At 59.2% G+C, this 25,910-nt stretch carries 33 protein-coding genes and 1 pseudogene; 18 read left to right on the forward strand and 16 right to left on the reverse strand.

Annotated elements, in window-relative coordinates; translation table 11 throughout:
- The first annotated feature begins 138 nt into the window (after window positions 1–138).
- Window positions 139–816 carry an isochorismatase family protein gene (locus FHU12_RS10890; protein ID WP_016928046.1) on the forward strand — a complete coding sequence of 226 codons (678 nt, stop codon included), beginning with the start codon at window positions 139–141 and terminating at the stop codon, window positions 814–816.
- Between the two features lie 213 nt (window positions 817–1,029).
- Here FHU12_RS10890 and FHU12_RS10895 read toward each other — a convergent pair.
- Window positions 1,030–1,107: pseudogene (locus tag FHU12_RS10895) on the reverse strand.
- Between the two features lie 114 nt (window positions 1,108–1,221).
- Window positions 1,222–1,434 (reverse strand): transcription antiterminator/RNA stability regulator CspE, encoded by a 213-nt coding sequence (gene cspE / locus FHU12_RS10900; RefSeq protein WP_025302547.1) that lies wholly within the window; start codon window positions 1,432–1,434, stop codon window positions 1,222–1,224.
- A gap of 376 nt (window positions 1,435–1,810) precedes the next feature.
- Between cspE and FHU12_RS10905 the strand changes: the two genes are divergently transcribed.
- Window positions 1,811–2,428: a LysE family translocator gene (locus FHU12_RS10905; RefSeq protein WP_141969277.1), complete on the forward strand. Its 618-nt coding sequence runs from the start codon at window positions 1,811–1,813 to the stop codon at window positions 2,426–2,428.
- Here FHU12_RS10905 and FHU12_RS10910 read toward each other — a convergent pair.
- From FHU12_RS10910 to FHU12_RS10920, 3 genes are all read right to left on the reverse strand, one after another.
- Window positions 2,418–3,062 (reverse strand): Qnr family pentapeptide repeat protein, encoded by a 645-nt coding sequence (locus FHU12_RS10910; RefSeq protein ID WP_141969279.1) that lies wholly within the window; start codon window positions 3,060–3,062, stop codon window positions 2,418–2,420. The genes FHU12_RS10905 and FHU12_RS10910 overlap by 11 nt on opposite strands.
- A gap of 75 nt (window positions 3,063–3,137) precedes the next feature.
- Complete coding sequence (locus FHU12_RS10915) at window positions 3,138–4,211, reverse strand: SMP-30/gluconolactonase/LRE family protein (RefSeq protein WP_141969282.1); 1,074 nt, start codon at window positions 4,209–4,211, stop codon at window positions 3,138–3,140.
- Window positions 4,212–4,364: 153 nt separating this feature from the next.
- A complete protein-coding gene (locus FHU12_RS10920) occupies window positions 4,365–4,574 on the reverse strand; it encodes a hypothetical protein (protein WP_004941260.1) in 210 nt (69 codons plus the stop codon).
- Between the two features lie 141 nt (window positions 4,575–4,715).
- On the opposite strand from FHU12_RS10920, the gene FHU12_RS10925 reads away from it, so the two are divergent.
- A complete protein-coding gene (locus FHU12_RS10925) occupies window positions 4,716–5,066 on the forward strand; it encodes a GFA family protein (RefSeq protein WP_096242171.1) in 351 nt (116 codons plus the stop codon).
- A gap of 12 nt (window positions 5,067–5,078) precedes the next feature.
- Here the strand turns inward: FHU12_RS10925 and FHU12_RS10930 are convergent, their stop codons facing one another.
- The gene (locus FHU12_RS10930; protein WP_033642793.1) at window positions 5,079–5,495 is read right to left on the reverse strand and encodes a DUF2000 family protein; all 417 of its coding nucleotides are present in this window, start codon (window positions 5,493–5,495) and stop codon (window positions 5,079–5,081) included.
- Window positions 5,496–5,594: 99 nt separating this feature from the next.
- Window positions 5,595–6,053 (reverse strand): hypothetical protein, encoded by a 459-nt coding sequence (locus FHU12_RS10935; protein ID WP_141969284.1) that lies wholly within the window; start codon window positions 6,051–6,053, stop codon window positions 5,595–5,597.
- A 231-nt stretch (window positions 6,054–6,284) separates the two neighbouring features.
- On the opposite strand from FHU12_RS10935, the gene FHU12_RS10940 reads away from it, so the two are divergent.
- Window positions 6,285–7,493 (forward strand): MFS transporter, encoded by a 1,209-nt coding sequence (locus FHU12_RS10940; RefSeq protein WP_141969286.1) that lies wholly within the window; start codon window positions 6,285–6,287, stop codon window positions 7,491–7,493.
- Here the strand turns inward: FHU12_RS10940 and FHU12_RS10945 are convergent.
- Window positions 7,468–8,370 carry a LysR family transcriptional regulator gene (locus FHU12_RS10945; protein WP_141969288.1) on the reverse strand — a complete coding sequence of 301 codons (903 nt, stop codon included), beginning with the start codon at window positions 8,368–8,370 and terminating at the stop codon, window positions 7,468–7,470. The genes FHU12_RS10940 and FHU12_RS10945 overlap by 26 nt on opposite strands.
- A gap of 126 nt (window positions 8,371–8,496) precedes the next feature.
- Between FHU12_RS10945 and FHU12_RS10950 the strand changes: the two genes are divergently transcribed.
- Window positions 8,497–9,237 (forward strand): SDR family NAD(P)-dependent oxidoreductase, encoded by a 741-nt coding sequence (locus tag FHU12_RS10950; protein ID WP_141969290.1) that lies wholly within the window; start codon window positions 8,497–8,499, stop codon window positions 9,235–9,237.
- 17 nt (window positions 9,238–9,254) lie between these two features.
- Window positions 9,255–9,464, forward strand: a complete 210-nt coding sequence (locus tag FHU12_RS10955; RefSeq protein WP_141969292.1) for a tautomerase family protein — start codon at window positions 9,255–9,257, stop codon at window positions 9,462–9,464.
- Window positions 9,465–9,548: 84 nt separating this feature from the next.
- Here the strand turns inward: FHU12_RS10955 and FHU12_RS27125 are convergent, their stop codons facing one another.
- The gene (locus FHU12_RS27125) at window positions 9,549–9,686 is read right to left on the reverse strand and encodes a hypothetical protein (protein WP_172906238.1); all 138 of its coding nucleotides are present in this window, start codon (window positions 9,684–9,686) and stop codon (window positions 9,549–9,551) included.
- Window positions 9,687–9,980: 294 nt separating this feature from the next.
- On the opposite strand from FHU12_RS27125, the gene FHU12_RS10960 reads away from it, so the two are divergent.
- Together FHU12_RS10960 and FHU12_RS10965 are read left to right on the forward strand one after the other, a co-directional pair.
- Window positions 9,981–11,096 carry an AI-2E family transporter gene (locus FHU12_RS10960; protein WP_141969294.1) on the forward strand — a complete coding sequence of 372 codons (1,116 nt, stop codon included), beginning with the start codon at window positions 9,981–9,983 and terminating at the stop codon, window positions 11,094–11,096.
- A 92-nt stretch (window positions 11,097–11,188) separates the two neighbouring features.
- Window positions 11,189–11,401, forward strand: coding sequence for a hypothetical protein (locus tag FHU12_RS10965; RefSeq protein ID WP_025302536.1), 213 nt, complete (start codon window positions 11,189–11,191; stop codon window positions 11,399–11,401).
- Between the two features lie 3 nt (window positions 11,402–11,404).
- Here the strand turns inward: FHU12_RS10965 and FHU12_RS10970 are convergent, their stop codons facing one another.
- Entirely contained in the window at window positions 11,405–11,824 is a 420-nt protein-coding gene (locus tag FHU12_RS10970; RefSeq protein ID WP_141969296.1) for a GNAT family N-acetyltransferase, read from the reverse strand.
- A 146-nt stretch (window positions 11,825–11,970) separates the two neighbouring features.
- Here FHU12_RS10970 and FHU12_RS10975 point away from each other — a divergent pair, with 146 nt between their 5' ends.
- Window positions 11,971–12,261, forward strand: coding sequence for a hypothetical protein (locus FHU12_RS10975; RefSeq protein ID WP_141969298.1), 291 nt, complete (start codon window positions 11,971–11,973; stop codon window positions 12,259–12,261).
- 159 nt (window positions 12,262–12,420) lie between these two features.
- On the opposite strand, the gene tolA is transcribed toward FHU12_RS10975, so the two are convergent.
- Entirely contained in the window at window positions 12,421–12,864 is a 444-nt protein-coding gene (gene tolA, locus FHU12_RS10980; protein ID WP_141969300.1) for a cell envelope integrity protein TolA, read from the reverse strand.
- 351 nt (window positions 12,865–13,215) lie between these two features.
- On the opposite strand from tolA, the gene FHU12_RS10985 reads away from it, so the two are divergent.
- The 3 genes from FHU12_RS10985 to uspF all read left to right on the forward strand — a co-directional run bounded on the left by FHU12_RS10985 (window position 13,216) and on the right by uspF (window position 14,362).
- Window positions 13,216–13,449, forward strand: coding sequence for a YgdI/YgdR family lipoprotein (locus tag FHU12_RS10985; RefSeq protein WP_089196955.1), 234 nt, complete (start codon window positions 13,216–13,218; stop codon window positions 13,447–13,449).
- Between the two features lie 12 nt (window positions 13,450–13,461).
- Window positions 13,462–13,689: a YgdI/YgdR family lipoprotein gene (locus FHU12_RS10990; RefSeq protein WP_089194648.1), complete on the forward strand. Its 228-nt coding sequence runs from the start codon at window positions 13,462–13,464 to the stop codon at window positions 13,687–13,689.
- A gap of 217 nt (window positions 13,690–13,906) precedes the next feature.
- Window positions 13,907–14,362: a universal stress protein UspF gene (gene uspF, locus FHU12_RS10995; protein WP_123061628.1), complete on the forward strand. Its 456-nt coding sequence runs from the start codon at window positions 13,907–13,909 to the stop codon at window positions 14,360–14,362.
- Window positions 14,363–14,445: 83 nt separating this feature from the next.
- Here the strand turns inward: uspF and icd are convergent, their stop codons facing one another.
- Window positions 14,446–15,699 carry an NADP-dependent isocitrate dehydrogenase gene (gene icd, locus FHU12_RS11000; RefSeq protein ID WP_046686909.1) on the reverse strand — a complete coding sequence of 418 codons (1,254 nt, stop codon included), beginning with the start codon at window positions 15,697–15,699 and terminating at the stop codon, window positions 14,446–14,448.
- A 131-nt stretch (window positions 15,700–15,830) separates the two neighbouring features.
- Between icd and rluE the strand changes: the two genes are divergently transcribed.
- The 4 genes from rluE (at window position 15,831) to mnmA (ending at window position 18,486) form a co-directional block, all read left to right on the forward strand.
- A complete protein-coding gene (gene rluE / locus FHU12_RS11005) occupies window positions 15,831–16,457 on the forward strand; it encodes a 23S rRNA pseudouridine(2457) synthase RluE (RefSeq protein WP_141969302.1) in 627 nt (208 codons plus the stop codon).
- A 22-nt stretch (window positions 16,458–16,479) separates the two neighbouring features.
- Window positions 16,480–16,818 (forward strand): lysozyme inhibitor LprI family protein, encoded by a 339-nt coding sequence (locus FHU12_RS11010; RefSeq protein WP_141969304.1) that lies wholly within the window; start codon window positions 16,480–16,482, stop codon window positions 16,816–16,818.
- A 14-nt stretch (window positions 16,819–16,832) separates the two neighbouring features.
- Window positions 16,833–17,279, forward strand: a complete 447-nt coding sequence (locus FHU12_RS11015; protein WP_025302526.1) for an NUDIX hydrolase — start codon at window positions 16,833–16,835, stop codon at window positions 17,277–17,279.
- A 106-nt stretch (window positions 17,280–17,385) separates the two neighbouring features.
- On the forward strand, window positions 17,386–18,486 hold the full coding sequence (gene mnmA, locus FHU12_RS11020; RefSeq protein WP_049208754.1) for a tRNA 2-thiouridine(34) synthase MnmA: 1,101 nt from the start codon (window positions 17,386–17,388) through the stop codon (window positions 18,484–18,486).
- A 51-nt stretch (window positions 18,487–18,537) separates the two neighbouring features.
- Here the strand turns inward: mnmA and kup are convergent, their stop codons facing one another.
- Complete coding sequence (gene kup / locus FHU12_RS11025; protein WP_141969307.1) at window positions 18,538–20,406, reverse strand: low affinity potassium transporter Kup; 1,869 nt, start codon at window positions 20,404–20,406, stop codon at window positions 18,538–18,540.
- Between the two features lie 331 nt (window positions 20,407–20,737).
- Here kup and hflD point away from each other — a divergent pair, with 331 nt between their 5' ends.
- Window positions 20,738–21,364, forward strand: coding sequence for a high frequency lysogenization protein HflD (gene hflD / locus FHU12_RS11030; protein WP_141969309.1), 627 nt, complete (start codon window positions 20,738–20,740; stop codon window positions 21,362–21,364).
- Between the two features lie 22 nt (window positions 21,365–21,386).
- Window positions 21,387–22,757, forward strand: a complete 1,371-nt coding sequence (gene purB, locus FHU12_RS11035) for an adenylosuccinate lyase (RefSeq protein ID WP_141969311.1) — start codon at window positions 21,387–21,389, stop codon at window positions 22,755–22,757.
- 53 nt (window positions 22,758–22,810) lie between these two features.
- Here the strand turns inward: purB and FHU12_RS11040 are convergent, their stop codons facing one another.
- From FHU12_RS11040 to pdxR, 3 genes are all read right to left on the reverse strand, one after another.
- Window positions 22,811–23,515, reverse strand: a complete 705-nt coding sequence (locus tag FHU12_RS11040; RefSeq protein WP_141969313.1) for a GNAT family N-acetyltransferase — start codon at window positions 23,513–23,515, stop codon at window positions 22,811–22,813.
- A gap of 15 nt (window positions 23,516–23,530) precedes the next feature.
- Complete coding sequence (locus FHU12_RS11045) at window positions 23,531–23,983, reverse strand: GNAT family N-acetyltransferase (RefSeq protein ID WP_141969315.1); 453 nt, start codon at window positions 23,981–23,983, stop codon at window positions 23,531–23,533.
- A 115-nt stretch (window positions 23,984–24,098) separates the two neighbouring features.
- Window positions 24,099–25,619 carry a MocR-like pyridoxine biosynthesis transcription factor PdxR gene (gene pdxR, locus FHU12_RS11050; protein ID WP_141969317.1) on the reverse strand — a complete coding sequence of 507 codons (1,521 nt, stop codon included), beginning with the start codon at window positions 25,617–25,619 and terminating at the stop codon, window positions 24,099–24,101.
- Between the last annotated feature and the right edge of the window lie 291 nt (window positions 25,620–25,910).

A 25,910-nucleotide genomic window follows, 5' to 3' on the forward strand; every position in this document is an offset into this window, starting at 1 on the left:
ATCTGTGGAACGATGCATCCCGCCTGTACGGTCTACCGGATTTTTCGCCCCTCCCTACACTGTAGGCAAGTGCTGAGTTTCAGCCTTATCAATCAAAGAAGATACCCACTGACCTCACGACGAGAAAAGGAAAACACCATGAGCACTCCAGCCAACTTCAACGGCCAGCGTCCTGTTATTGATGCCAATGACGCGGTCATGCTCCTGATCGACCACCAGAGCGGCCTGTTCCAGACCGTCGCCGACATGCCGATGACCGAACTACGCGCCCGCGCCGCCGCTCTGGCCAGCATCGCCACCCTCAGCAAACTGCCGGTGATCACCACCGCCTCGGTGCCACAGGGCCCGAACGGCCCGCTGATCCCGGAAATTCACCAAAATGCGCCGCACGCGCAGTACGTCGCACGCAAAGGGGAAATCAACGCCTGGGACAACCCGGACTTCGTGGCGGCGGTCAAAGCCACCGGCCGCAAAACATTGATCATCGCCGGCACCATCACCAGCGTCTGCATGGCCTTCCCGTCCATCAGCGCGGTGGCCGAAGGCTATAAAGTGTTCGCGGTGATCGACGCCTCCGGCACCTACTCGAAAATGGCGCAGGAAATCACCCTGGCGCGTGTGGTACAGGCCGGCGTAGTGCCGATCGACACCGCCGGCGTGGCCTCCGAGCTGCAGGGTAGCTGGAACCGCGCCGACGCTCAGCAGTGGGCCGAGGTCTACACCAAAATCTTCCCGGCCTATCAGCTGCTGATCGAGAGCTACCTCAAGGCGCAGGACGTGGTGAAAAACAACGAACTGCTGGACTCGCAGCGTTAAGATCGCGGGCACAAAAAACCCCGGCCAGGGTCGGGGCTATTAATCATGTGCCGGTGACTTTCCCGGCTGTCATGTTATGGCGTAAGCGTCCATCCAACACTCCAACATTACGCAGCCTAAGCGCGACTTTTTCACAACAGAAAAACAGACTGGAAAGCGGCATTATTATTTATGCGACAATCTGTTTTTCTGTTGCCAATAATAATTAATTATTGGAACGTCATCGAGGAATCGAACCCCAGTCCGCCAACGAATATTTCGCTGCCGCTCTTCCTGCTGAGCTAATGACGTATCGATAAAGACTCCGGGCGAACCCGGAGTTTATTCAGGCTGAGGGTGTTATTTCTTAACTGCTCCGGCTTAAACCTTCATCGCTGTCGTAAGAAACCGCACCTTAGCCGAAAATTATAACGCGACCACGTTGCCGGCAGAAGGACCCTTCATACCTTTTTCGATAGTGAACTCAACCTGTTGGCCTTCGTCCAGCGTTTTGAAATCGTTGCTCTGGATAGCGGAGAAGTGTACGAACACGTCTTTGCCGCCGTCTGCCGGGGTGATAAAGCCGAAGCCTTTACCTGCATCAAACCATTTTACCAAACCCGTCATTTTAGTAGACATAGAGATATTTCCTTTCTATTTTTGCGACGCCATAGGGCGATAGAGGTCTGTTTTTATTGGAAACTTATGGGGCACTAGAGAAGAAAATTCGCGGAAGAAGAGGTATCTGAGGGATATCGCTAATACTGAGAACTGCTTTACTAAAACTGCTTTCATAAGGTCTGTATGACAAACCGATGACGCTATTTACACACAGCCAAATTATTTAAGCAAGATATATTTTAAATTATATTCATATGGCTCATAAATTTATTATCGCAAAAGGCCGCTGGCGCCTGCCGCTACGGGCAGGTAAAAAAAGGTTTCGCCCTGCTGGATCACATCGGCGATTCATTATAAAACTAGGGCTCCCCCGCTGCTTACAGGCCGTTAACCGATGATCGATATGCCAGCCGTGCTCGCCGTTTTCACCGTCTATATCGTCGGCGTGGTGATCCCCGGCCCCAATTTTGTCGCCGTCGCCCACAAAGCCGTTTCCGCGCGCCGCAGCGAGGCTTTCGCTCTGGTGGCGGGCATTGTCTTGGTCAACCTGTTCTGGGCGAGCAGCGCCCTCCTCGGTATCGGTATAATTTTCGCCTTGTTCCCCTGGTTGGCGCTAGCGGTAAAAGTGGCCGGCGCCGGTTATTTACTGTGGTTCGGCTATCGGCTTATCGCCCAGGCGGCGCCTTCTTCCGCCCCCTCCGCGGTGACCGGGAAAAGCGGTTTTCGCGTCGCCTTTCTGCAGGGCATCGCCACCAACATCGCCAATCCCAAATCCATTGCGTTTTACGCCGCCGTCTTCTCATCAGCGGCGCCCGCCCATGTTTCTACGCCGACCTTCCTCGCCATGCTGTTGGAAGTCGCGGTGATAGCCAGCTTGTGGTACGGGCTGGTGGCGCTGGTGTTGTCGCACGCCCCTGTCGCCGGCGCCTACCGCCGCAGCAAGGCTTGGATCGATCGCGCCTGCGGCACGCTGATCATCGCGCTGGGGCTGCGGCAGTTGCTCAGCCGATGATCGCGATCCCGAGCCGCTCCAACAGCTGCGCGGCCTGGTGGCTGTCCATTTTAACGCCCTGCAGATCGGTGGTACGTAAATCCAACTCGCCCAGTTCCGCGTTGCTCAGATCGCACTGGGTGACGTCGGCGGCACGCCAGTCGAAACCGGAGAATTCGCCGCCGGACAGATCGGAGCCGCTGAAGCTGGCGCCGAGCACCTGTGCGCCATGCCAGCGGTTTTCCCACAGCTCGCATTTCTCCAGCACCACCTTGGCGAAGTTGGCATAGCTCAGGTTGCTTTTGGTGATATAGGCGCTGCAAAACCAGGTGCGGCTGGTGATCATGTTCATAAAACTGGCGCCGCGAAAATCGGCGCCCTGTGCGCGGCATTCGCGGATCTCGATGCCCAACGCGTCGGCATGACGAAAATCGGCCATCGATAAATCGCAGTTTTTAAAACTCGCGTCTTTCAGTATCGCGCGGCTGAAGTTACCGCCCTGTCGGCTGTCGCGGTCGTAGAACTGGCAGCCGATAAATTCGGTCCCGGTCAGATCGGCCCCCGAAAAATCACACAGCATAAAGCTGCCGTTTTCAATTTTCTCGCCGGTAAAGCGGTTACGCGCGATCTTTTCACCCTGCAGCGCCAGGCCCATTGCAACACCCCTGTTTATTTATACAGCCAGGGCAGCATTTAACCCTATTCCGGCAGGGTTGGCAATCGTCGTCGATTAGCGCGCATCAGCCGCGGGCGGTTCGAGCGCCACCCTGACGATGCTGAACGTCCTGGTGCTTTCCGCCTGAGCGACGTCAGCAAAAAGTTTGGGATAACGGGAGTTGACGACCCACACCTCGCCATCGCGCAGCGCGGCGCCGGTCGGCCCATCCAATCCCGGCGGCGTGGCGACCGCCGCAATACGCGCGCTGGCCCAGCCGTCGTGAGAGGAGAGCAGCGTCACGTCGCCGGACATGCCCCCCTTTATCCCCGGATAAGACTGTACGATCACCAATTCGTTGGCGGTTTTGAGCCGCAGCCCGTCCGGCCCTTTCAGCCGCTGCGGCAGCCTGATTTCGCTTATCGCAGGCGTGTTATCCAGCGTCACTTTCCACAGCAGGCCGCGGGTGTAGTCCGCCGCAATCAGGTAGCCATCAGGGTGATACACGATGCCGTTGAGATAAGGCTGCGTGCCCTGCGCAGCGGCGGGTGCGTCGGCCGGCATCAAACGCGCTGCGCGCACCAGAATCGACACCTGGCGCGTTGCCCGGTCGATCTTGTAAATCTGCGGCTGGAAGCTGTCGGTTACATAGATATTGCCCTGCGGGTCGAGCGCCAGATCGTTGGCCAGCGTCGGCCCACGGCTTAACGATGAAAGATCGTACGTCTGCTGCAGCGCGCCGGTATCGAGATTGAACTCCAGCACCTGCGCCACGCGATTACGCGTACCGGGCGCAGAGCTGAGGGAAACGCCCACGTCTTCGTTGCACACCAGTACCCGGTTGCGCTCGGTGTCCACCAGCATGCCGGAGGTGGTGATGAGCCCCTTACCGGTGGAAAACCGCCGATAGCGGCCATCCGGGTAGACCAGGCCCAGTTGCCCACCGCGCAGGGAGGAGACCAGGAACGCACCGGCGCGCGGATCCCAGGCAATGCCCTCAGGGTAAGCGCCGGCGGCATCCGGCGAGAATTCGATGCGCTGCACGGCCTGCGCCTGCATCACGCCGCTGAGAAACAGCGCGACGCCGGCTAACTGGGTGACGCGCCGGCGGCGCTGAAATAAGAAAGAAAAGAGGTTAAAGCGGAACATGAGCATGACCCTGATGAGGACTCGGATCGCTAGAGTAGGATCGCGCCGCTCACGGCACCAGCCGGGAAAAAGGCAATGCGCCACTAAAAAAATCGCAGTAATCAGCGCAAAAAAAAACCGCCCGGTGCGGGCGGTTGAGGTGACGGCGAACCGTTACTTCAGGGCTTCCTGAATGGCGTCGGCCATCGGGCCGATGTGCTTCTCCGCCGCCTTCAGCTGGAAGTCCACGCCGTTGCCGTCGTTGGTATCCGACAGCGTGGCCTTGATCAGTTCCAGCGCCGCCTGCACCGCCACCAGCCGTTTGTGCTGTTCGTCCGTGACCGGTTCGGCGCCCATATTGGCCGGATAATAATGTTCTAACATCGCGCTCTCCTTTTGATGACGTTAACCTTTAACCTACCAGAAAACCGCGCATTTACTAAGGAAACCAGGCCCTGCGCGGCCAAGTGACGATAAATTGCACTATACTCGGCAAACACCCTCCCCTGTTACAGGATCATCGCTATGTCATTCCAGGGAAGCTGCCACTGCGGCGCCGTCACCTTTTCCGTAGACGCCGAACTGCCCACCGAAGCCCTCAGCTGCAACTGTTCCATTTGCCGCCGCAAAGGGCTGCTGCTGTCGTTCTTCCCCATCAGCGCTTTCACGCTCAACAGCGGCCAGGACCAGCTCAGCACTTACACTTTCAATCACCACAAGATCCGCCATCAGTTCTGCCGAGTCTGCGGCGCCCAGCCCTTCGCCTACGGCACCGCGCCGGACGGCGCCGCGATGTGCGCCGTTAACCTGCGCTGCGTGCCTGACGTCGCGCTGGATGCGTTGCAGATCCACACCTACGACGGCGCCAGCGTCTGAGATCCCGCGTTTTCAGCGGTAGACGGAGAACTTTTTGGTGAGCGGCTTAAGCTGTTCGGTGTCGCCATAGAGCGCCACCGCCACGAAATCCAGCTGCTCGTAAGGGGTGTTGGCGGTGTCGGCGATCTGTTGTTCGGCGGAGTGCGACAGCATGGTAGTGGTGAAGAAGTTGGCCAACACGCCCTCTTCCTTGCACTTCAGAATCAGGTTGCTGAGCTGGCTACTGTTCTTGGCCTGCAGGATCACGATCGGATAGTGGCTCATATTGGCGCTGACGCCGTCGAGGCTGCTCGGATAATGGTGAAACTCGCGCTGCTCGATAAGATCGGTGATGCCTGCCGTCAGATGGCAGGAGGCGTTAAACAGCGTGGCCGGTTCGTGATTGCGGTTGAGGATGATATAAAACTTTTTCTCGTTGTCGCTGTACATGCTCTTCTCCTTGAATAGGCAGCCAGTTTTACCCAACCTGCACACGGTTTCAAGGCGCGATAAGGGGCCGCGTCCGGCCCCCGTGCTAACGCAGCCGACTCAGACGGCGCCTTCACCCGGGCCGAGCGGCTGCGCCACCTGATGCAGCACGGTGATGTTCTGCAAAAGGGTACCGCCGTCGATCGGCTTCATCTGGCCGTCGCGATCTTTATAGTGCGTCGGCTTGGCGCCGTGGAAGAACAGCCCGGCGTTGACCTGCACGCCCAGATAACCTGCGCTGGCCGGCAGGCGCTGCACGTCGGTCCAGGGATTGGAAACCGGCACGTACTGGAAGCCCTCGCCCGTCTTGGCGTACAGCGGGCGCAGCAGCGTGACAAAGGCCATCATCGGCGACAGCGCGTCTTTAAAGATCTGCACCGGCCGATCGACCGTCATCAAGAAACCCCGCGGCTGCTCCTCGACCGTGTCGAGGCTCAGGCTGCTGCTGATATCATCACCCCGGCCGCCATAGCTCCATTCAATGGCCGGCGCCCCACTCTCGTTCATCATCTCTGACATACACTGCTCCTTATAAAATGAATACAACACGCCTGCTGCGTGTCGGAACAGTAAACCGCTGAAGGGAGGCGAGCGTCCACGCCGGGCGGCACGCTGGCAAACCAAACAACGAAGGCGCGCAATCAATAAAGCTCGAAATGAATAATTTCCCCGCGTGATAGCGCAGCATTTGAACGACCTCAGCCGTTGCAAGAGCACATAGTGATGGCGTTACCGCCACTGGAGAGTGTTATGACCGCCATTAAACCGGACGCCATCGACCGCGTTTCCCCTGCCGCCACGCCCTGGCTAGCCGTCATCAACGTGCTGTTCGCCGGCATCGCCGCGGCGCTGCACGTGGGCAAGGCCACCATCGCGCTGCCGGCGCTACAGACCGAGTTCGGCCGTTCGCTCGAGGCGCTAAGCTGGGTTATTTCGGCCTTTCCCTTCGTCGGGGTGTTCGGCGGCATCGCCGCCGGGCTGCTGGTGCGCCGCTGGGGGGACCGGCGCCTGCTGGCGCTCGGATTGCTGATCATCAGCGCCGCCAGCTTTACCGGCGCCACGCTCCACGACTTCAGCGGGTTGATCGTCAGCCGCTTTGTCGAAGGCCTCGGCTTCGTGATCGTGGTGGTCGCCTCGCCGGCAGTGCTGAACCGCATCGTCGCCCCGGCGCAGCGTAGCCTGGTGTTTGGCATCTGGAGCACCTTCATGCCGGCGGGCATCGCCATCTCGCTGTTTTTCGGCCCGCACCTGGCCGACTGGCAACAGAGTTGGCAGGCCGGTGCGGCGCTGACGCTGCTGGCCGCCCTGCTGCTGCCGTTGACCACCTCCCGGCGCGCCGCCGACGCACATACCCCGTCTTTGCAGATACGGCAAGCGCTGGGCACCCTGCTGCGAGCGCGCCGGCCGCTGTTGCTGGCGCTGATGTTCACCACTTACAACCTGCAGTTTTTCTCGGTGATGACCTTTCTGCCGATCTTCCTGATGCAGCGCATCGGCCTGTCGCTGGCGGCCGCCGGCGGCATCAGCGCGGCGGCGGTGGCGGCGAACATCATCGGCAATCTCGCCGCCGGCGTACTGCTGTCGCGCGGCCTGCGCGCCAGAACGCTGCTCGCGGCCACCAGCCTGGTCATCGGCATCTTCGGCATCGGCATTTTCCTGCCGGTGACGCCCAACGGCCTGCTGATCCCTTTGTGCTTCCTGTTCTGCGCCACCGCCGGCATACTGCCCGCCACCATTCTGGCCGCCACGCCGGCAGCGACGCCGGAACCGACGCTGCTGCCGCTGAGCCTGGGGCTGGTGATGCAGGGGAACTATCTCGGTCAGGTGATCGGCCCGGTCGCGCTGAGCGCCATCGTGGCTGCGGCCGGTTGGGCGGCCCCGGCGTGGCTGGTGCTGGCGGCGGCGGTGTCGGGGGCGCTGTTGGCGCTGGCAACTATTTTTCCGTCAGAAAATCGATGAATTTCCGCACTTTAAGCGGGACAAAACGCGCATAGGGATAAAGCAGAATGAAGGGGCGTGAGGCGCCGGCGTAATCTTTCAGCACCTCAACCAGCGCCCCGCTTTGCAGCTCTTGTTCGACGCTAAAGCGATAAACCTGCATCAGCCCGGCACCATTTTTCACCAGCGTCAGCGTGGCGAGATAATCTTCCTGGCAGAGCCAACGCCCGCGGGTGTCCACTTTGCTCTTTTCGCCCTGAATGTTAAAGGTCCAGGCGGTTTTCCTGCCGGTGCTGGGCAATGCATACTGAATGCAGTCGTGCTGGGCTAAATCCGCCGGCGTAAGCGGCGCAGGATGGCGCTGCAAATAGCCCGGTGACGCCACAACGATGAGTTCGGCCTCCTCCAATCGCCGCGATACCAGGCCTGAATCGTTCAGCTCGTTGCCACGAATGGCAACGTCGAATTTATCTTCGGAAAAGTCGATGTTCTGATTGCTGACGTGCAGATTCAGCGTGAGATCGGGATAACGGTGCGCAAACGCGGGCAGGCGCGGCAGCAGCCTAAAATGTGCGTATAGCGTCGGTACGCTGATGCTGAGCGTACCGACCGGTTTCTGCCGCTCGCCGGAAATTTTCGCTTCGGCCTCGATCAGTTGGCTCAGCGCCCTGCGGCACTCCAGGTAATAACTTTGGCCGGCATCCGTGACGCGCATCTGGCGTGTCGTGCGGATAAACAGCTTAGCCTGTAAACGTGCCTCCAGGCGCGCAACGGAACGGCTGACCGCCGCAGGCGTTATCCCGGCGGCATTGGCCGCGGCGGTGAAACTGCCGGTCTCGACGGTCAGGCAAAACAGCTCGATGCTACCCACTTGGACATCGTCAAAATGACGTTGCATATCTCTCTGCCTCTGCCTATTCATTACATAAGGTATAAATTAAAGTTCTTTCCTCCTCATTTTTCAATCAACAGGTATGGATTACCGTTCACCTACGCTAAATCACTGCCCTGTCGAGGAGGGGACATGAACAAGGTAAAAACGGTCATCGTAACGGGTGCGTCCAGCGGATTGGGCTTCGCCATTGCACAAGCCTATCTGGCACGCGGTTATCAGGTTGTCGCAAACGCCCGTTCGCTTGAACGGCTGCAGGCGGCGGCGGACCAACTCGGCCATCCGGCCAATCTGCTGCTGGTGCCGGGAGACGTTGCGCTGCCGGAAACCGCCGAACGGTTGTTCAGCATAGCGGTACAAAGGTTTGGCCAGGTGGATATTCTCATCAATAACGCCGGCATATTTATCGCCAAGCCGATCGCCGACTATGCGCCGGAGGATGTCGACGCCATGGTGGCAACCAACCTGAAAGGCTTCTTCTACCCGGCGCAGGCCGCCGCGCGGCATATGCAACGAGTCGGCGGCGGCCATATCGTCGCCATCACCGCGTCGATCGCCATGCAGCCCAACAGCAAAGTGCCCGCCTTGCTGCCGGTGCTGATCAAAGGCGGCCTGAATCAGGCCGTACGCGAACTGGCGTTGGAGTTGGCGCCGCATAACGTGATGGTCAACGCCATGGCGCCAGGCATCATCGCCACACCGATGCACCAGAACGATGAACAGAGCCTGGCGCAGATGCGGCAGCTGGCGCCAACCGGCCGCATCGGCCAACCCCAGGATATCGTCGACGCAGTGTTGTACCTGACCGATACCCATTTTGTCACCGGCACCGCGATCGCGGTGGACGGCGGCGCAACCGCCGGGGTCTGGTGACCCCATGGAGCAATGACATGCCATACGTCAACATTAAAGTGACCGATGAAGGGATCAGTGCCGAACAAAAACGATGGCTGATCGAGGGAGCTACCGCGCTGTTGGAACGGGTGCTGAATAAACCGCGCCACACCACCTTCGTGGTGATTGACGAGGTGGCCACCGACAACTGGGGCGTCGGCGGAGAGAGCGTAACCACCCTGCGCGCCAAAGAACGGCGCGGATAACGGATGATTCATTATGTGAATGTATTGTCGTAGGGTACAGCCGCTAATTATCGTTATCGGGCCTGCATCGCTAGAGCAAACACGCTACCGCGAAGGATAAGGCCAGTGATGATCAAGGCCCGATAATGACAAGGCGCCGGTCGCGGCAAGATAAACCAGCACGCCGGCGAAAGCGATCAGCAATGCCTTTTCGATTACGGCAAGTCGTTTATGTTCAGTCATTTGCATACTCCTGCGTGATATCGGGCGAACGGCCGCCCTCATCAACACTAGGAAAGCCTGGTCCAGGCGACAAGCGCGGCTCACAAAATGAAACACAATATATAAGTTTTGTTAATTATTTAGCCCTCTTTCTTTTCTCGCACCGCCGCCTGCTCACCCTGCGGCGCCCGCCTTGCCCTTAATAACCCTATGGAATACGCCACTAAAAATCCCCTACCGGTTAAGCAAAGGTGATGATAGTGTTGTTTTCATTCAGTTCATCTATGCTGAAAATTCATCTTTTGAGGGACGACTATGATGTCTAAAGGCATTTCCAAAGGATTCTTTATTCTGATCCTGTTTATCGTCACCGCCGCCTTTCTCGACGTGCTGGGGCCTTACTACTCCTCGGTGCTGTGGGCAATTATTCTGGCGGTGATTTTCCATCCGGTAAAAAAGAAGCTGAAGCAGTACGTCGGCGAACGTAACGGCGTGGTGTCGCTGCTGACGGTGGCGCTAATCTGCCTGATCGTGTTCACGCCGTTGGCGATCATCGCCTCGTCGCTGGCGATGGAATTCAACGTGATCTACACCAAGCTGCAAACCAACAACAGCCAATTGCCGACCATGCTGGCGGACTTTATGCGCCACCTGCCCGGCTGGGCGCAGCGCTTCCTGGCGGAGCATAACCTCAATAACGCCGCCGAAATCCAAAAGCAGCTTTCTGACGTAGCGCTCAAAGGTGGACAATACCTGGCGGGCAGCGTCTTCCTGATCGGCAAAGGCACCTTCAACTTCGTCGTCGGCTTCGGCGTGATGCTCTACCTGCTGTTCTTCCTGCTGAAAGACGGCCCCTATCTGGTGAACCTGGCGCTCGAAGCGCTGCCGCTCTCCCAGCACGTGAAGCACCACCTGTTCGTGAAATTCGCCGCCGTCTCCCGCGCCACCGTCAAGGGCACGGTAGTGGTCGCCGTAGTGCAAGGTGCGCTCGGCGGGCTGGCCTTTTACTTTACCGGCATCGACGGCAGCCTGCTGTGGGGCGCGCTGATGGCCTTCCTGTCGATCATCCCGGCCGTGGGCTCTGCCATTATCTGGGTGCCGGCGGTGATCTACTTCTTCGCCACCGGCATGCTGTGGAAAGCCATTTTCCTGGTGGTGTTCTTCGTGGTGGTGATCGGCCTGGTGGACAACATCCTGCGCCCGCTGCTGGTGGGCAAAGACACCAAAATGCCTGACTACCTGATCCTGATCTCCACCCTGGGCGGCATGGAGATCTACGGCATCAACGGCTTCGTCATCGGCCCCTTGATCGCCGCGCTGTTCATCGCCTGCTGGAACATCCTGTCCGGCCGCGACAGCGAGGAGAATATCGAAGAGATCGACGAAGAATTCATCGAGGAAGGCAAGAATCATCCCGACGCGGCGGAGTAACCCTCTCGCAGCGAATCACACAGGGGCCCAATTGGGCCCCTTTTTTGTCTGTGGTATCCTTGCCGTGCTTACAAGGAAGAACGGGTTTCGTTATGCTTATTTTTTACGCCACGCTGGCTATCGCCTTCACTCTGCTGTGCCTGTTAGCCTTTATCTATTGCGCTTATCAGCTGTCGAAGCACGGCGACGTCAAGTTTTTGGCCTCGCTTTCCGTGCTGCTCTTCGCGCTGCTGGCCTTCTATGCCGCTTATGGCTACGTCAGCACCTGGCTGCAACAGCAGGCGGTCGATGTCCGGCTGTATTAGCGATTAGCGCGCCGGGATAAAAAAGACCTGCTCCGGATCGCCGTCATCGAGATTGTCAATCTGGCCGCTGGCGACAAAGCCGGCGTTCAACAGCAGCCGCTGCATCGGCAGGTTGGAGCGATTGGTGGAGGTGAACAGCTTCGGGTGCCGACAGTAGGACTTCAACGCCGTAATCAGCACCAGCCCGACGCCCCGGCGGCGAAAGCGCTCGCCGACCATCAGCATCTCGATAAAGCCGCAGCCGAAGAAGTGATAGTGCAGCACGCCGTAGCCCATCACCACGCCCCGTTCTTCGGCAAGATAGCAGACACTCTGTGCGCACCAGGTGCGGATCTGCGCCGCGCGCTGCGGCTCGTATTCGGCGACGCTGTCGAGGGCGATCAGGGCTGCGGCATCGGTTTCAGTGGCAAGACGAACAGGCATGTTTACCCCCTTATGTTTATGGGTAGCGGCGACACCGCTTCAACGAAACGGCAACCGAAGCGGGATAATTTTTACATCCCCGCCGAATTTTGTAATCCTATTATAGAGTTACTAAAACACACGCCAAGGAAGGAAAGCATTTCCCGATGAGAATACCGCAAATCTCCGCCGCCCTGCTGTTTACCCTGCTGCTGGCGGGCTGCCAGTTCCACAAAACCGTATACCCGCCGCCGTATATCGGCACCCCGCAAGAGATCAGCACCTACGAAGTGAAAGGGCTGACATTCGTCACCACCGTCACCTTCAGCGGCCTGTTCGCCGAAGATCTGGTGCGCGAATACGCACAGAAACACCACTACCGCTATTACGTGGTAACGATGCGCAGCAACGGTTTTAAAGATCGAGCAGAGCGCGTGAGCGCGATGATGTATCGGTAAGCCCTGGCAACATATGCCGTGAAATAGTGCCAAAAATCCAGGTTCAGCGTAGAAAAGCGCGATACGGAACGTGGCAAAGCCGCAAAGTCACAGGCCGCATGAAAGTACGGCCTGTGACTTTGATTTAATTATCTAGCATCGCAGTTGCCGCCCTTTATTTCACTGCGGGCGAAATTCCAATGTGATTATTTGGAACGCATTGTGGATCTCTGGCGTTGGCGGCTTAGGCAGACGCGCATCGGTAACCGCTTTCATCGCCGCACGGCAAAGAGCCGGATCGCCACCTTCAGTTCGAACACCGATTGGCAGGCCGTCCGGCGCCAGCGTGATACGCAATGTGCAGCGTTGGCCTGAGTAGGTGGCGGCGTCTTTTAAATGGCGTTGAATCTCAGCTTGCACCTGAGTCATGTAATGTAATTTCTCTTTCCCCGTCGCAGGCGTCTTTGGGTCGCCAAGGTTGGCGAAAAGATCATCGACCTCTTTATTCACCGGATCGTTTTGGCTGGGGGCTGTGTGCTTCGCGCACCCGGTTAATGCCAGTGCGAGCATCGCCGCCAATAATGTGGCGGCGCCGGTTTTGTAGCCTGAATGCGTGATTTTCATATCCCTGTCCTTATGGATGATAGTCAGCCGAAATCAACGTGGTATTCCCGGTGCATACTTATACATAATTAACGCCCAACCACCAGAGACATTGTTAGCATCAAGCATCGGCATGCGGAGTATCGTGAGCCGATGATGACATGAAGCCATAGCGCCCTCACCGGGCAGTACGTCTGCGTATCCTGACCTATCGATAACGTTGTTATCCGAACGATCAATCACCCCATCAATAAATTAAGAAATTCTTAATTTTTTATCGCATTAAAAGCGTTTCAACGCTAACAATCTGGAGATTCTGCCTATACTTACTTTCCTGCTATTAAATTCATTTAAGTAACCAGGATGGTAAGTATGAAAAACAAACGACTCTTTGCCGCGCTTCTTACTGCGACTACGGTGATGTTCATGGCGGGCTGCGCTTCCAATCAGGCGATCAAAACAACGGATGGCAAGACCATTGTCACCGACGGCAAGCCTCAGGTCGATAAAGATACCGGGTTAGTCTCCTATCGAAATGCAGAAACGGGCAAAACGGAACAGATCAATCGAGACCAGATTGCAAACATGAGTGAGTTGGATAACTAAAAGGAGCTTCAAATGAAAAAAGCGCTTGTTCTTCCCGCGATCGCCCTGATTGCTATCGCCGCACTGTCAGGCTGCACACGCACCAGCTACGCCATTCATACCCACGATGGCAGAACGATCATCAGTGACGGCAAACCGAAAGAAACCTCTGCCGGGTTGATCGGGTATACCGATGCCAATGGCGTCAAACAGCAAATCAACAAGACGGAAGTTAAAGAGGTTTCAGAGATCCCGCATTAAGGTTCCGATCATCTCAGCCAGCTAAAACCAAGGGAGCCGATGGCTCCCTTTCTACTCAAACACCAAACGCTCCTAGCCGCGTTTAACGAGAACGTCGATAACCACCTGACATTTCAGCACCAACATTCTCAGGTTTGCCATAGGGATCTCTCCTTTCCCTGCATCAAGCAGCTATAATCCAGAAAGTGGAGTTATTTGATAATGATAAGGAGGGAGTATGTATAAAACTATCTTGGTTCCCGTGGATATTACCGAGCCGGAATTAACACAGCAGGTCATCCCGCATGTCAACGCGCTCGCCAGGCTCGAAGACTCCCACGTCCATTTCCTGGCTGTGATCCCGTCACGCGCCACCTACGCCGCTTTCGGCTTTGCCGCCACAGCGGCGATAGAAACCAAAGATGAAACCATTGCGCTAGCGAGCGAGGGGCTGGCAAAAGCGGCAAAACAATTCAGCGTGCCTGAAGATAGAGTGACCACGCATGTCGCCGTCGGCGATCCTAAAGATCAGATCCTGGAACTCGCCGATGCGCTTAACGCGGAGATTATCGTGATGGGTTCCAACCGCCCTTCTGCGATCACTTATCTCCTTGGCTCCAATGCCACCGCCGTCGTCCGCCACGCCAATTGCCCGGTGCTGGTCGTACGTGAATCGGCTAACGCCGCTCAGTGAGCCTGTCCGATACCTCACTCATCTTTGAACAATAAAAAACGGGAGCCCTAAGGCTCCCGCTCTCATTCAAGCGCCAAACACGCTTACATGTGTTTAACGATAGCGTCGCCAAACTCTGAACATTTCAGCAGCTTAGCGCCGTCCATCAGGCGCTCGAAGTCATAGGTCACGGTCTTGGCAGCGATGGCGCCTTCCATGCCCTTAACGATCAGGTCAGCCGCTTCGAACCACCCCATGTGGCGCAACATCATCTCTGCGGACAGGATGATGGAGCCTGGGTTCACTTTGTCCTGGCCGGCGTACTTCGGCGCGGTGCCGTGAGTGGCTTCGAACAGCGCGCAGTCGGAGCCGATGTTGGCGCCCGGTGCGATACCGATGCCGCCTACCTGGGCCGCCAGGGCGTCGGAGATGTAGTCGCCGTTCAGGTTCATACAGGCAATCACGTCGTATTCCGCCGGGCGCAGCAGGATTTGCTGCAGGAAGGCGTCGGCGATCACGTCTTTAACCACGATCTCTTTGCCGGTGTTCGGGTTCTTGATCTTCAGCCATGGGCCGCCGTCGATCAGCTCGCCGCCGAACTCTTCGCGCGCCAGCTCATAGCCCCAATCCTTGAAGGCACCTTCGGTGAACTTCATGATGTTGCCTTTATGAACCAGGGTCACGGAGTCACGGTCGTTAGTGATGGCGTATTCGATCGCCGCACGCACCAGACGCTTGGTCCCTTCTTCGGAGCATGGCTTCACGCCGATACCGCACTGCTCTGGGAAGCGGATTTTCTTCACGCCCATTTCGTCGCGCAGGAATTTGATCACTTTGTCCGCTTCGGCGGAGCCGGCTTTCCACTCGATGCCGGCGTAGATGTCTTCGGCGTTTTCGCGGAAGATCACCATGTCGGTCAGCTCAGGCTGTTTCACCGGGCTTGGGGTACCCTGGTAGTAACGCACCGGGCGCAGGCACACGTACAGGTCCAGCTGCTGGCGCAGGGCCACGTTCAGAGAACGGATGCCGCCGCCGACCGGGGTGGTCAGGGGGCCTTTGATGGCGACGCGGTAGTCGCGGATCAGGTCCAGAGTTTCGTCCGGCAGCCACACGTCTTTACCGTAAACGTGGGTAGATTTTTCGCCGGTGTAGATTTCCATCCAGGAGATTTTACGTTCGCCGTGGTAAGCCTTTTTAACGGCCGCATCAACCACGTGGATCATGGCAGGAGTCACGTCAACGCCGATGCCGTCGCCTTCGATGAACGGGATGATCGGGTTATGAGGAACAACCAGTTTACCCTGGGCGTCAACCGTGATTTTTTTACCTTCTGCCGGAACAACTACTTTGCTTTCCATCAACCTCTCCTTCAAGCGCAATTTTGTTAATGCTTTGTAAGATGCGTGTAGATACTACTTGAATATTCGGTCCGCGCCAATCCGAAACGGATTCGGTTATAATGCGCTTATCATCCGTAATCTCAACTGTTATGAAAAAATTCTCTGTTAGAAATCACAACGTTAAACGATTCAGCAAGCCGAATGCCGCCAAACCTGCCGCGCCGAAAGGGCCGCGCCGAATTGTGTTATTCAACAAGCCCTTCGACGTGCTGCCGCAGTTCACCGACGAAGCCGGCCGCGCCACGCTGAAAGCGTACATCCCCTTCCCCGACGTTTACGCCGCCGGGCGCCTGGATCGCGACAGCGAGGGGCTGCTGGTGCTGACCAACGACGGCCAGCTGCAGGCGCAGCTCACCCAGCCGGGCAAACGCACCGGCAAAATCTATTATGTGCAGGTCGAAGGCGCGCCGCAGGAAAGCGATCTGGCGCCATTGCGCTGCGGCGTTACGCTGAAAGACGGCCCCACGCTGCCCGCCGGGGTGGAGCTGGTAGCCGAGCCGCAGTGGCTGTGGCCGCGCAACCCGCCGATCCGCGAACGTAAATCCATCCCCACCCGTTGGCTGAAAATCACCCTGTTCGAAGGGCGAAACCGCCAGGTGCGTCGCATGACGGCGCATATCGGGTTCCCTACCCTGCGCCTGATTCGCTACAGTATGGGTAATCTTTCGCTGGGTTCACTGCAGCCTGGTGAATGGAAAAGCATCGATTCTCTGTAGACCGATAACTGATGGAGTCGCCATGAAATTCACGCCGATCGCGCTACTGCTCGCCGCTCTGGCGGCCCCGTTCGCCGCCCAGGCCGCCAGCTTCGACTGCGCCAAGGCGGCAAACCGCGATGAGCAAGCCATCTGCGCCAACCGCACGCTGAACGATCTGGACGTGCAAATGGCTACCAAGTACCAATTCCTGCGCGGCCTGTTCGCCATGGGCGCGCGCGGCGCGATGCAGGACAGCCAACAGGCCTGGCTGGCAAAACGCCAGCGGTGCGGCGGCGATACCGCCTGCCTGCTGCAAAGCTACCGCACCCGCATCGCCGAGCTGGACGACATCTACCGGCGTATCGACAAACCGCTGTAAGGAAAGGAGAGCGCATGTTCAAACCGCACGTCACCGTGGCCTGCGTAGTGCACGCCGCCGGCAAATTTTTGGTAGTCGAAGAGACCATCAACGGCAAAGCGCTGTGGAACCAGCCGGCCGGCCACCTGGAGGCCGACGAGACGCTGGTGCAGGCCGCCGAACGCGAGCTGTGGGAAGAGACCGGCATCCGCGCCACGCCGCAGGCGTTCCTGCGCCTGCACCAGTGGATCGCGCCGGATCGCACGCCGTTCCTGCGTTTTTGCTTCGTTATCGAGCTGGAACAGCCGCTGCCGACCGAGCCGCACGACAGCGACATCGATCGCTGCCTGTGGCTGAGCGCCGACGAGATTTTGCAGGCGCCCAACCTGCGTTCCGCGCTGGTGGCGGAGAGCATTCGCAGCTACCAGCAGCCGGAGCGCTACCCGCTGTCGCTGGTCGGCAGCTTCGCCTGGCCGTTTTAAGGGCGCCGGGCAGCACAAGATGACCAGTGCGCCGGCGCGGCCAACGTGGTAAAATCCTGCGCTTGTTTTTATCAGCACGGTTCGTGTTCAAGTTCGTGAGATCCCCATGTCAGACAACAGCCAGAAAAAAGTAATCGTCGGTATGTCCGGCGGCGTCGACTCCTCCGTTACCGCCTATCTGTTACAGCAACAGGGCTATCAGGTCGCTGGGCTGTTCATGAAGAACTGGGAAGAAGACGACGACGAAGAGTACTGCTCCGCCGCGACCGATCTGGCCGACGCGCAAGCGGTCTGCGACAAGCTGGGCATCGAACTGCACACGGTGAACTTCGCGGCAGAATACTGGGACAACGTGTTTGAGCTGTTCCTGGAAGAGTACAAGGCCGGCCGCACGCCGAACCCGGACATCCTGTGCAATAAAGAGATCAAATTCAAAGCCTTCCTGGAGTTTGCCGCCGAAGATCTGGGGGCCGATTTTATCGCCACCGGCCACTACGTGCGCCGCCAGGACGTGGACGGCAAGAGCCGCCTGCTGCGCGGCGTCGACGGCAACAAAGATCAGAGCTACTTCCTCTACACCCTGAGCCACGAACAGGTGGCGCAGAGCCTGTTCCCGGTCGGGGAGCTGGAGAAGCCGGAGGTGCGCCGCATCGCCGAGCAGCTGGAGCTGGTTACCGCCAAGAAGAAAGACTCCACCGGCATCTGCTTTATCGGCGAGCGTAAGTTCCGTGACTTCCTCGGCCGCTACCTGCCGGCCCAGCCGGGCCCGATCGTCAGCGTCGACGGCCAGACCGTCGGCGAACACCAGGGCCTGATGTATCACACCCTGGGCCAGCGCAAAGGGCTGGGCATCGGCGGCATGAAAGACAGCAGCGAAGATCCGTGGTACGTGGTCGATAAAGACGTGGCCAACAACGTGCTGGTGGTTGCGCAGGGGCACGATCACCCACGCCTGATGTCCGTCGGCCTTATCGCGCAGCAGCTGCACTGGGTTGATCGCCTGCCGCTGAGCGGCCCGTTCCGTTGCACGGTGAAGACCCGCTATCGCCAGCAGGATATCCCTTGCACCGTGACCCCGCTCGACGATGAACGCATCGAAGTGCATTTCGACGAGCCGGTCTCCGCCGTCACCCCCGGCCAGTCGGCGGTGTTCTACCAGGGCGAAATCTGCCTCGGCGGCGGCATTATCGAACAGCGCCTGGCGTAATTCGCCTGCCGCCCAAGAAAAACGCTGCGTTTACCGCAGCGTTTTTTTTATTCAAAATTCCACCTGCGCCCCCAGCTCGATCACCCGGTTCGGCGGGATTTCGAACAGATCGGGTGCCCGCAGCGCGTTGCGCTGCAACAGCTGGAACACCTTGCCGCGCACGCGCAGATACCAGGGCCGCTTGCCCAGCACCAGCGTATCGCGCGACATGAAGAACGAGGTCTCGTTCATGGTGAAACTCATCCCTTCCAGGCCGCAGCGGTAAAGAATGTCCGTCACGTTGGGCGTCTCACGCCAGCCGTAGCTTGCCACCACCCGCCAAAAGCTCGCCGACAGCTGTTCGATCGTCACCCGCTGCACGTTGTGCACGTACGGCATGTCGGTGGTGACGATGGTCAGCAGCACCACGCGCTCATGCAGTACCTTGTTGTGCTTCAGGTTGTGCAACAGCACCAGCGGCACCGCGTGCGGCGTGCGCTCCATAAACACCGCGGTGCCCGGCACCCGCTTCGGCGGCGCCTTCTCCAGCGACTCGATCAGCGCGCTCAGCCCTTCCTGATTGTCGCGCAGCCGGCGGATCAGGCGCGAACGCTCGGTCTTCCAGGTCAGCATGATCAACAGAATGGTCAGCCCCAGCGCCACCGGCAGCCAGCCGCCGGTCGCCAGTTTGATCAGGTTGGCGCCGAACAGCGGTACGTCGATGCACAGCATGACAACCAGCATCAGTCCGCCCAGCGCGCGCGGCCAGCCCCAGTTTTTCACCGCCACGATGCTCAGCAAAATCGACGACAGCAGCATGGTGCCGGTCACCACGATGCCGTAAGCCGAGGCCAGGTTACTGGAGTGTTTGAAACTGATAATCACGATCAGCACCGCCGCGAACAGCAGCCAGTTCACCACCGGAATGTAGATCTGCCCGGACTCCTGATCGGAGGTATAGATGATGCGCATCGGCGGCAGGTAGCCCAGCCGCACTGCCTGGCGCGTCAGCGAGAACACGCCGGAGATCACCGCCTGCGAGGCGATGACCGTCGCCAGCGTGGCGATCACCAGCAGCGGGATCAGCGCCCAGGTCGGCGCCAGCAGAAAGAACGGGTTGTTGATCGCCGCCGGATTGGCCAGCAGCAGCGCCCCCTGGCCGAAGTAGTTCAGCACCAGCGCCGGCGCCACCAGCGTAAACCACGCCAGGCGGATCGGCTTTTTACCGAAGTGGCCCATATCGGCGTACAGCGCTTCAGCGCCGGTCACCGACAGCACCACCATGCCCAGCGCAAAGAACGATACCGCCTTGTACTCGAGGAAAAAATTCACCGCCCAGTAAGGGTTCAACGCCCGCAGCACGCCAGGGTGATGCAAAATGCCGCCGATGCCCAACAGCGCCAGCGTCAGGAACCAGATCACCATCGCCGGGGCGAACAGCTTGCCGACGCTGCCGGTGCCGTGCTTTTGGATCGCAAACAATGCGGTCAACACCAGCAGCGATAGGGGTACAATAAAGCTGTCCAGCTCGGGGGCGATGATCTGCAGGCCTTCGATGGCCGACAGTACCGAAATGGCCGGAGTGATCACCCCATCCCCATAAAAGAAGCTGCCCCCCACCAGCCCGATCAGCACCGCCGCCGGCACCCAGCGCGCATCCAGCTTGCGGATCGCCAGCGACATCAGCGTCAGGATCCCCCCCTCGCCGTCGTTGTCGGCGCGCATCACGAAACAAATGTACTTAATGGACACCACCAGCGTCAGCAGCCAGAAGATCAGCGACAAAAAGCCGTAGATCGAGGCCGGCGTCATAGTGATGCCCTCCTCTGCCGTCAGACATTCGCGCAGGGTGTACAGCGGGCTGGTGCCGATATCGCCGTACACCACGCCGATGGCCGCCAGCGTCACCGCCGGCAGCGGCTGCTTGTTTTTTACGTGCATATAAAGGTCTTTATTTGAGGGCTCACGTTGGCAGTATAGATGCAGCCGCCGCACTTTATTTGCCGCCGCAACAATAAGTTCGCGTCGCCACACCGGCGATTTTCGCCGCCTATTTGCGCAGTTCTGCGCCGCACGGCGCCTCCGCCTCGTTACGGGCGTATTAGACGCTGGGTTTACCCTCGATTTTGTGGCATGATCCGCGGCATTCGTTGTCATCGTTGTTACAGCCACGCCCGATCGTTCCCGTTCGCGGCCGCCGCCGTTACCCTGGCGATACACACAACCTTATGCAGTAAGCCATGTACCGTTCACCGCGTTTACAGGAGTCATCGTGGCGAAGAATTATTATGACATCACGCTGGCCATGGCGGGTATCAGCCAGGCGGCGCGTTTGGTTCAGCAGTTGGCCCATGAAGGGCAATGCAACCGCGAAGCCTTTCAAACCTCGTTGAAAAGCCTGCTGCAGATGGACCCGCCCTCTACGCTGGCGGTGTTCGGCGGCGAAGAACGCAATTTGATGATCGGCCTCGAAACCCTGATGGGCGTGCTTAACGCCAACAACAAAGGGCCGGGTGCGGAACTGACCCGCTACACCATCAGCCTGATGGTGCTGGAGCGCAAGCTCAACGCCAACAAACAGGCGATGAACACGCTCGGCGAACGCCTCGGCCAGCTCGAGCGCCAGCTGGCGCACTTCGATCTTGAGTCGGACACCATCATCAGCGCGCTGGCCGGCATTTACGTCGACGTGGTCAGCCCGCTCGGGCCGCGCATCCAGGTGACCGGCTCGCCGGCAATCCTGCAGAACCCGCAGGTGCAGGCCAAAGTTCGCGCCACGCTGCTGGCCGGCATTCGCGCCGCCGTGCTGTGGCAACAGGTCGGCGGCAGCCGCCTGCAGTTAATGTTTTCCCGTAATCGTCTGTTCAAGCAGGCGCAAAATATCGTTGCTCATTGTTAATCGATCCCAGGAGTTGCTACCGATGGAATTATCCTCACTGACCGCCGTTTCCCCCGTTGATGGACGCTACGGTGATAAAGTCAGCGCACTGCGCCCCATTTTCAGCGAATACGGTCTGCTGAAATTCCGCGTACAGGTTGAAGTACGTTGGCTGCAAAAACTGGCGGCCTGCGCAGAAATCAAGGAAGTTCCCGCTTTTGACGCCGACGCAAACGCTTTCCTCGACAAAATCGTCGCGGAATTCAATGAAGAAGACGCTCAGCGCATCAAAACCATCGAGCGCACCACCAACCACGACGTGAAAGCGGTCGAGTATTTCCTGAAGGAAAAAGTGGCGGCGGTGCCTGCGCTGCACGCGGTGTCGGAGTTCATCCACTTCGCCTGCACCTCCGAAGACATCAACAACCTGTCGCACGCGCTGATGCTGCAAAGCGCCCGTCAGGACGTGGTGTTGCCATACTGGCGCAAGCTCATCGACGCGCTGAAAGGGCTGGCGCTGGAATACCGCGATATCCCGCTGCTGTCGCGCACCCACGGCCAGCCGGCGACCCCGTCGACCGTCGGCAAAGAGTTCGCCAACGTGGCTTACCGCATGGAGCGCCAGTACCGCCAGCTGGAGCGCGTGGAGATCATGGGTAAAATCAACGGCGCGGTCGGCAACTATAACGCCCACATCGTCGCTTACCCGGAAGTGGACTGGCACCAGTTCAGCGAGGCGTTCGTGACCTCGCTCGGCATCACCTGGAACCCGTACACCACCCAGATCGAGCCGCATGACTACATCGCCGAGCTGTTCGACTGCGTAGCGCGTTTCAACACCATCCTGATCGACTTCGACCGCGACATCTGGGGCTACATCGCCCTGAACCACTTCAAGCAGAAGACCATCGCAGGCGAAATCGGCTCTTCCACCATGCCGCACAAGGTTAACCCGATCGACTTCGAAAACTCCGAAGGCAACCTGGGCCTGGCCAACGCCGTGCTGGGCCACCTGGCGGGCAAACTGCCGGTGTCCCGCTGGCAGCGCGACCTGACCGACTCCACCGTGCTGCGTAACCTGGGCGTGGGCCTGGGCTACGCGCTGATCGCCTACCAGGCCACCCTGAAAGGCATCAGCAAACTGGAAGTGAACCAGGCGCACCTGCTGGACGAACTGGATCACAACTGGGAAGTGCTGGCTGAGCCGATCCAGACCGTGATGCGCCGCTACGGCATCGAGAAGCCTTACGAGAAGCTGAAAGAGCTGACCCGCGGCAAACGCGTGGACGCCGCCGGCATGCAGGCGTTTATCGATGGCCTGGCGTTGCCGGAAGAAGAGAAAATCCGTCTGAAGGCGATGACCCCGGCCAACTACATCGGCCGTGCCACCACCATGGTCGACGAGCTGAAGTAAGCGCTTTAGCCCGATAAGATAAAAAGGCGGCCCTGGGGCCGCCTTTTTGCTTATTATTCGCCGCGCAACACCTGCAGCCGAGCTATCTGCTGCCCCTGCGCATCGAAGTTGTCCGCGCTCAGCCAGCGCGCCAGCGCCTGCCGCACCGCCGGCCAGCGGTCGGCGGTGATGGCGAACCAGTCGGTATCCCGGCTGCGCCCCTTGACGATGACCGCAAAGCGGAAGTTACCCTCGTAGCGAAAGCCAAAGCGCAGCGCGGCCTGGCGGGACGGCGCGTTATGGCTGTCGCACTTCCACTCGCAGCGGCGGTAGCCCAGCGTGTCGAAGGCATAACGCAGCAGCAGCGCGATAGCCTCGGTGGCGCTGGAGCGCTGTTTCATCAACGGCGACCAGCTGACGTGGCCGATCTCCAGCACGCCGTTGGCCTCGTCGATGCGCATCAGCGCCACCGTACCCACCGGCGCGTCGCTGGCAGCGTCGAACACCGTCAGATTGACCAGCGTCGGGTTGGCCTGCAGCGTCTCCAGATGCTGCAGCATCGCCGCCGGCGTATCGGGCCGCTCGATAGACAGATAGGTCCAGTCGCGGCCGTCCGGCGCCAGTTGAAACGCCTCGAACAGCGCGGCGTAATCCCGCTGCGGCTCGAGCGGCGCCAGCGAGCAGAAACGCCCGCCGAGCGTCGCGCCGCCCGGACGGCGAGCCGGCTGCCAATCCGGCATCGATTCCCCAACCGGCTGACCATAACGATTCATTGCCATACACGCCTCCTGCGGTTAACGGGTATAAACGATAAACGAGCTTCTTCTGCCGATTTTGTCGTACAGCGAACGCGCTGGCGCGTTGTACTCCTGGGTCATCCAATAGACCCGATCGCTGCCGCGCGTCTCTGCCAATCGGTACGCCTGCTCGAACAGCTTTTCCGACACCTTATGGCCGCGCGCCTGCGGCGATACATAGAGATCTTCGATATAACAATAGCCGACTGCGCTCCAGGTGGACGGGTGGAACACCAGATTCATCAGCCCCAACAGCCGGCCGTCGGCATCCTCCGCCACCAGCCCGTACACCTGTTCATCCTGCCCCAGGCGTTCGAAGGTGCGATCGGTCACCTGCGGCGCCACGTCGGCGCGGTAAAAATCGAGATAGCCCTGCCACAGCGCCAGCCATTGCGCTTTGTCGTCGCCATTGATTCTGCGGATAGTCACTTCAGGGTTTGATGGGTTCATAGCGCCTCACGGTGTAAGATATTATTTCCATTAGGGAAATAATCGGATAGCGGCAGAATACACCGCATGGTGGCAGCGCAATACGGACCAATCCGAAACACAGAGCAGACCAATTTTAGCCGTCGCTTGCCACCGGCAGCGCGTTGAACACCTGCGCCAGCGTCGTAATAAAGCGCACAATCTCATCCGGCGTATAGGCCGAGAAGCCGAGCACCAACGCCCCGCGCTGCGGCGTGCCGGTGTAGAAGTCCGCCAGACCGTACAGCCGTATCCCCCTTTCGGCCGCGGCCGCCACCAGCCGCCGCTCCGTCGCCGCATCCGCCAGCGGGCAAACCAGCTGCAGCCCGCCCTGCGGCAGCGCCGGACGCGTCCAGGCCGCCAGGTGACGATGCACCGCGTCGTACAGCACGTCCAGCCGCGCCTTGTACAGCATGTGCATATTGCGCAGATGCTCGGCGTAGCCGCCTTCGCGCAGGAAGTGGAACAGCGTCATCTGCGTCAGCGCCGACGTGTAGCCGTCCTGAAACTGCCGGGCGGCGACCAAGGGCCGCACCAGCTGCGGCGGCGCAATCATGAAACCGATGCGCAGCCCCGGAAACAGCGTCTTGCTGAAGGTGCCGATGTACAGCGTGCGCCCGTCGCTGTCCAGCCCCTGCAGCGCCGCCTTGGTTTGCCGGTCATAGTTAAACTCGGCGTCGTAATCGTCTTCGATGATCCAGGCCCGCCGGCGCTGCGCCCACTGCAACAGCGCGAGCCGCCGCTCGAGGCTCAGCGAATACCCCAGCGGATAGTGATGAGACGGCGTGATGTAAACGCCCCGTCCGCCGCCCGAGGCCTGCATCAACTGCTCGACGTCCAGCCCCTGATCGTCGATGCCGATCGGCCGCGCCTGCAGCCCCGCCGACTGCACCAGCTTTTTCGCCCCTTGGTAACCCGGTTCTTCGACGAACACCGCATCGCCGGGATCGAACAGCACCTGGGTACACAGCGCCAGCGCCTGCTGAGAGCTGGTCACCACGATCACCTGCTCCGCCGTCGCCTTGACGCCCCGCTCCCGCTGCAAGTAGTGCGCGATCTCCGCACGCAGCTCCGGCAACCCTTGCGGATCGGCATACCCCAACAGCCGCTCGCCGTGCCGCCGCAGCGCCTGTTTCTCCCGCTGCAGCCACTGGTCGATGGGAAACGCCCGCAGATCCGCCAGCGAAGGCGTCAGCGAAGCCTGGCGACAGGTGTGCGGCGTATGGCTGACCGCCAGCAGCGCCCGGCCGCGATCGCTCAGCTCGCGCTCCGCCAGCTGCGCCTCTTGCCCCGTCGCCGTCTCCAGCAGTTCGCGGCCGAGCAGCGTGTCGCAGCGGTAACGCACAAAGCTGCCGCGCCCCACCGTTCGACTGATGAATCCCTCAGCCTCCAGCCGCGCGTAGGTCTGTTCCACCGTGTCACGCGCCACCGCCAGCCGGGCCGCCAACGCACGACTTGGCGGCAGCTTCGTCCGCCAGGGCAGTTCTCCCGCGGCAATCAGCTGCAACAGGGCCTGATGCAGCGCCGAACGCCGGGTCAGGCCTTGTTGCAGACCTGGCGAAAAAGCTGCCGCGATCGCCTCTTCTATGGCATACGGCTCGTTGATGCAGTTTTCCATGGCACTCCAATGTGAGTTAAGCGGAACACGACCTTATTGCACTTCGCCGGCTCACCGTGAATGTTAACAAATTGATCCCGATCAACTGAAATGTAAAAAAACGTTTTGAAACAGATCATTTATTGTTTCTTCACACTTCTCGATCTTAGACTTAATTACCATACAAGTAGCTTGCTAACTATATATGGTGATAGACGACCTCTCCTTTCCCCGCCTGTTTACCGTCGCTGGAGAGCGACGGCGCAGGTGATGCAAAACCTGCGCGGGCATTACTGTGAAGCATGTTCAAGG

This window comes from Serratia marcescens (assembly GCF_006715005.1).
Classification (GTDB): Bacteria; Pseudomonadota; Gammaproteobacteria; order Enterobacterales; family Enterobacteriaceae; genus Serratia; species Serratia montpellierensis.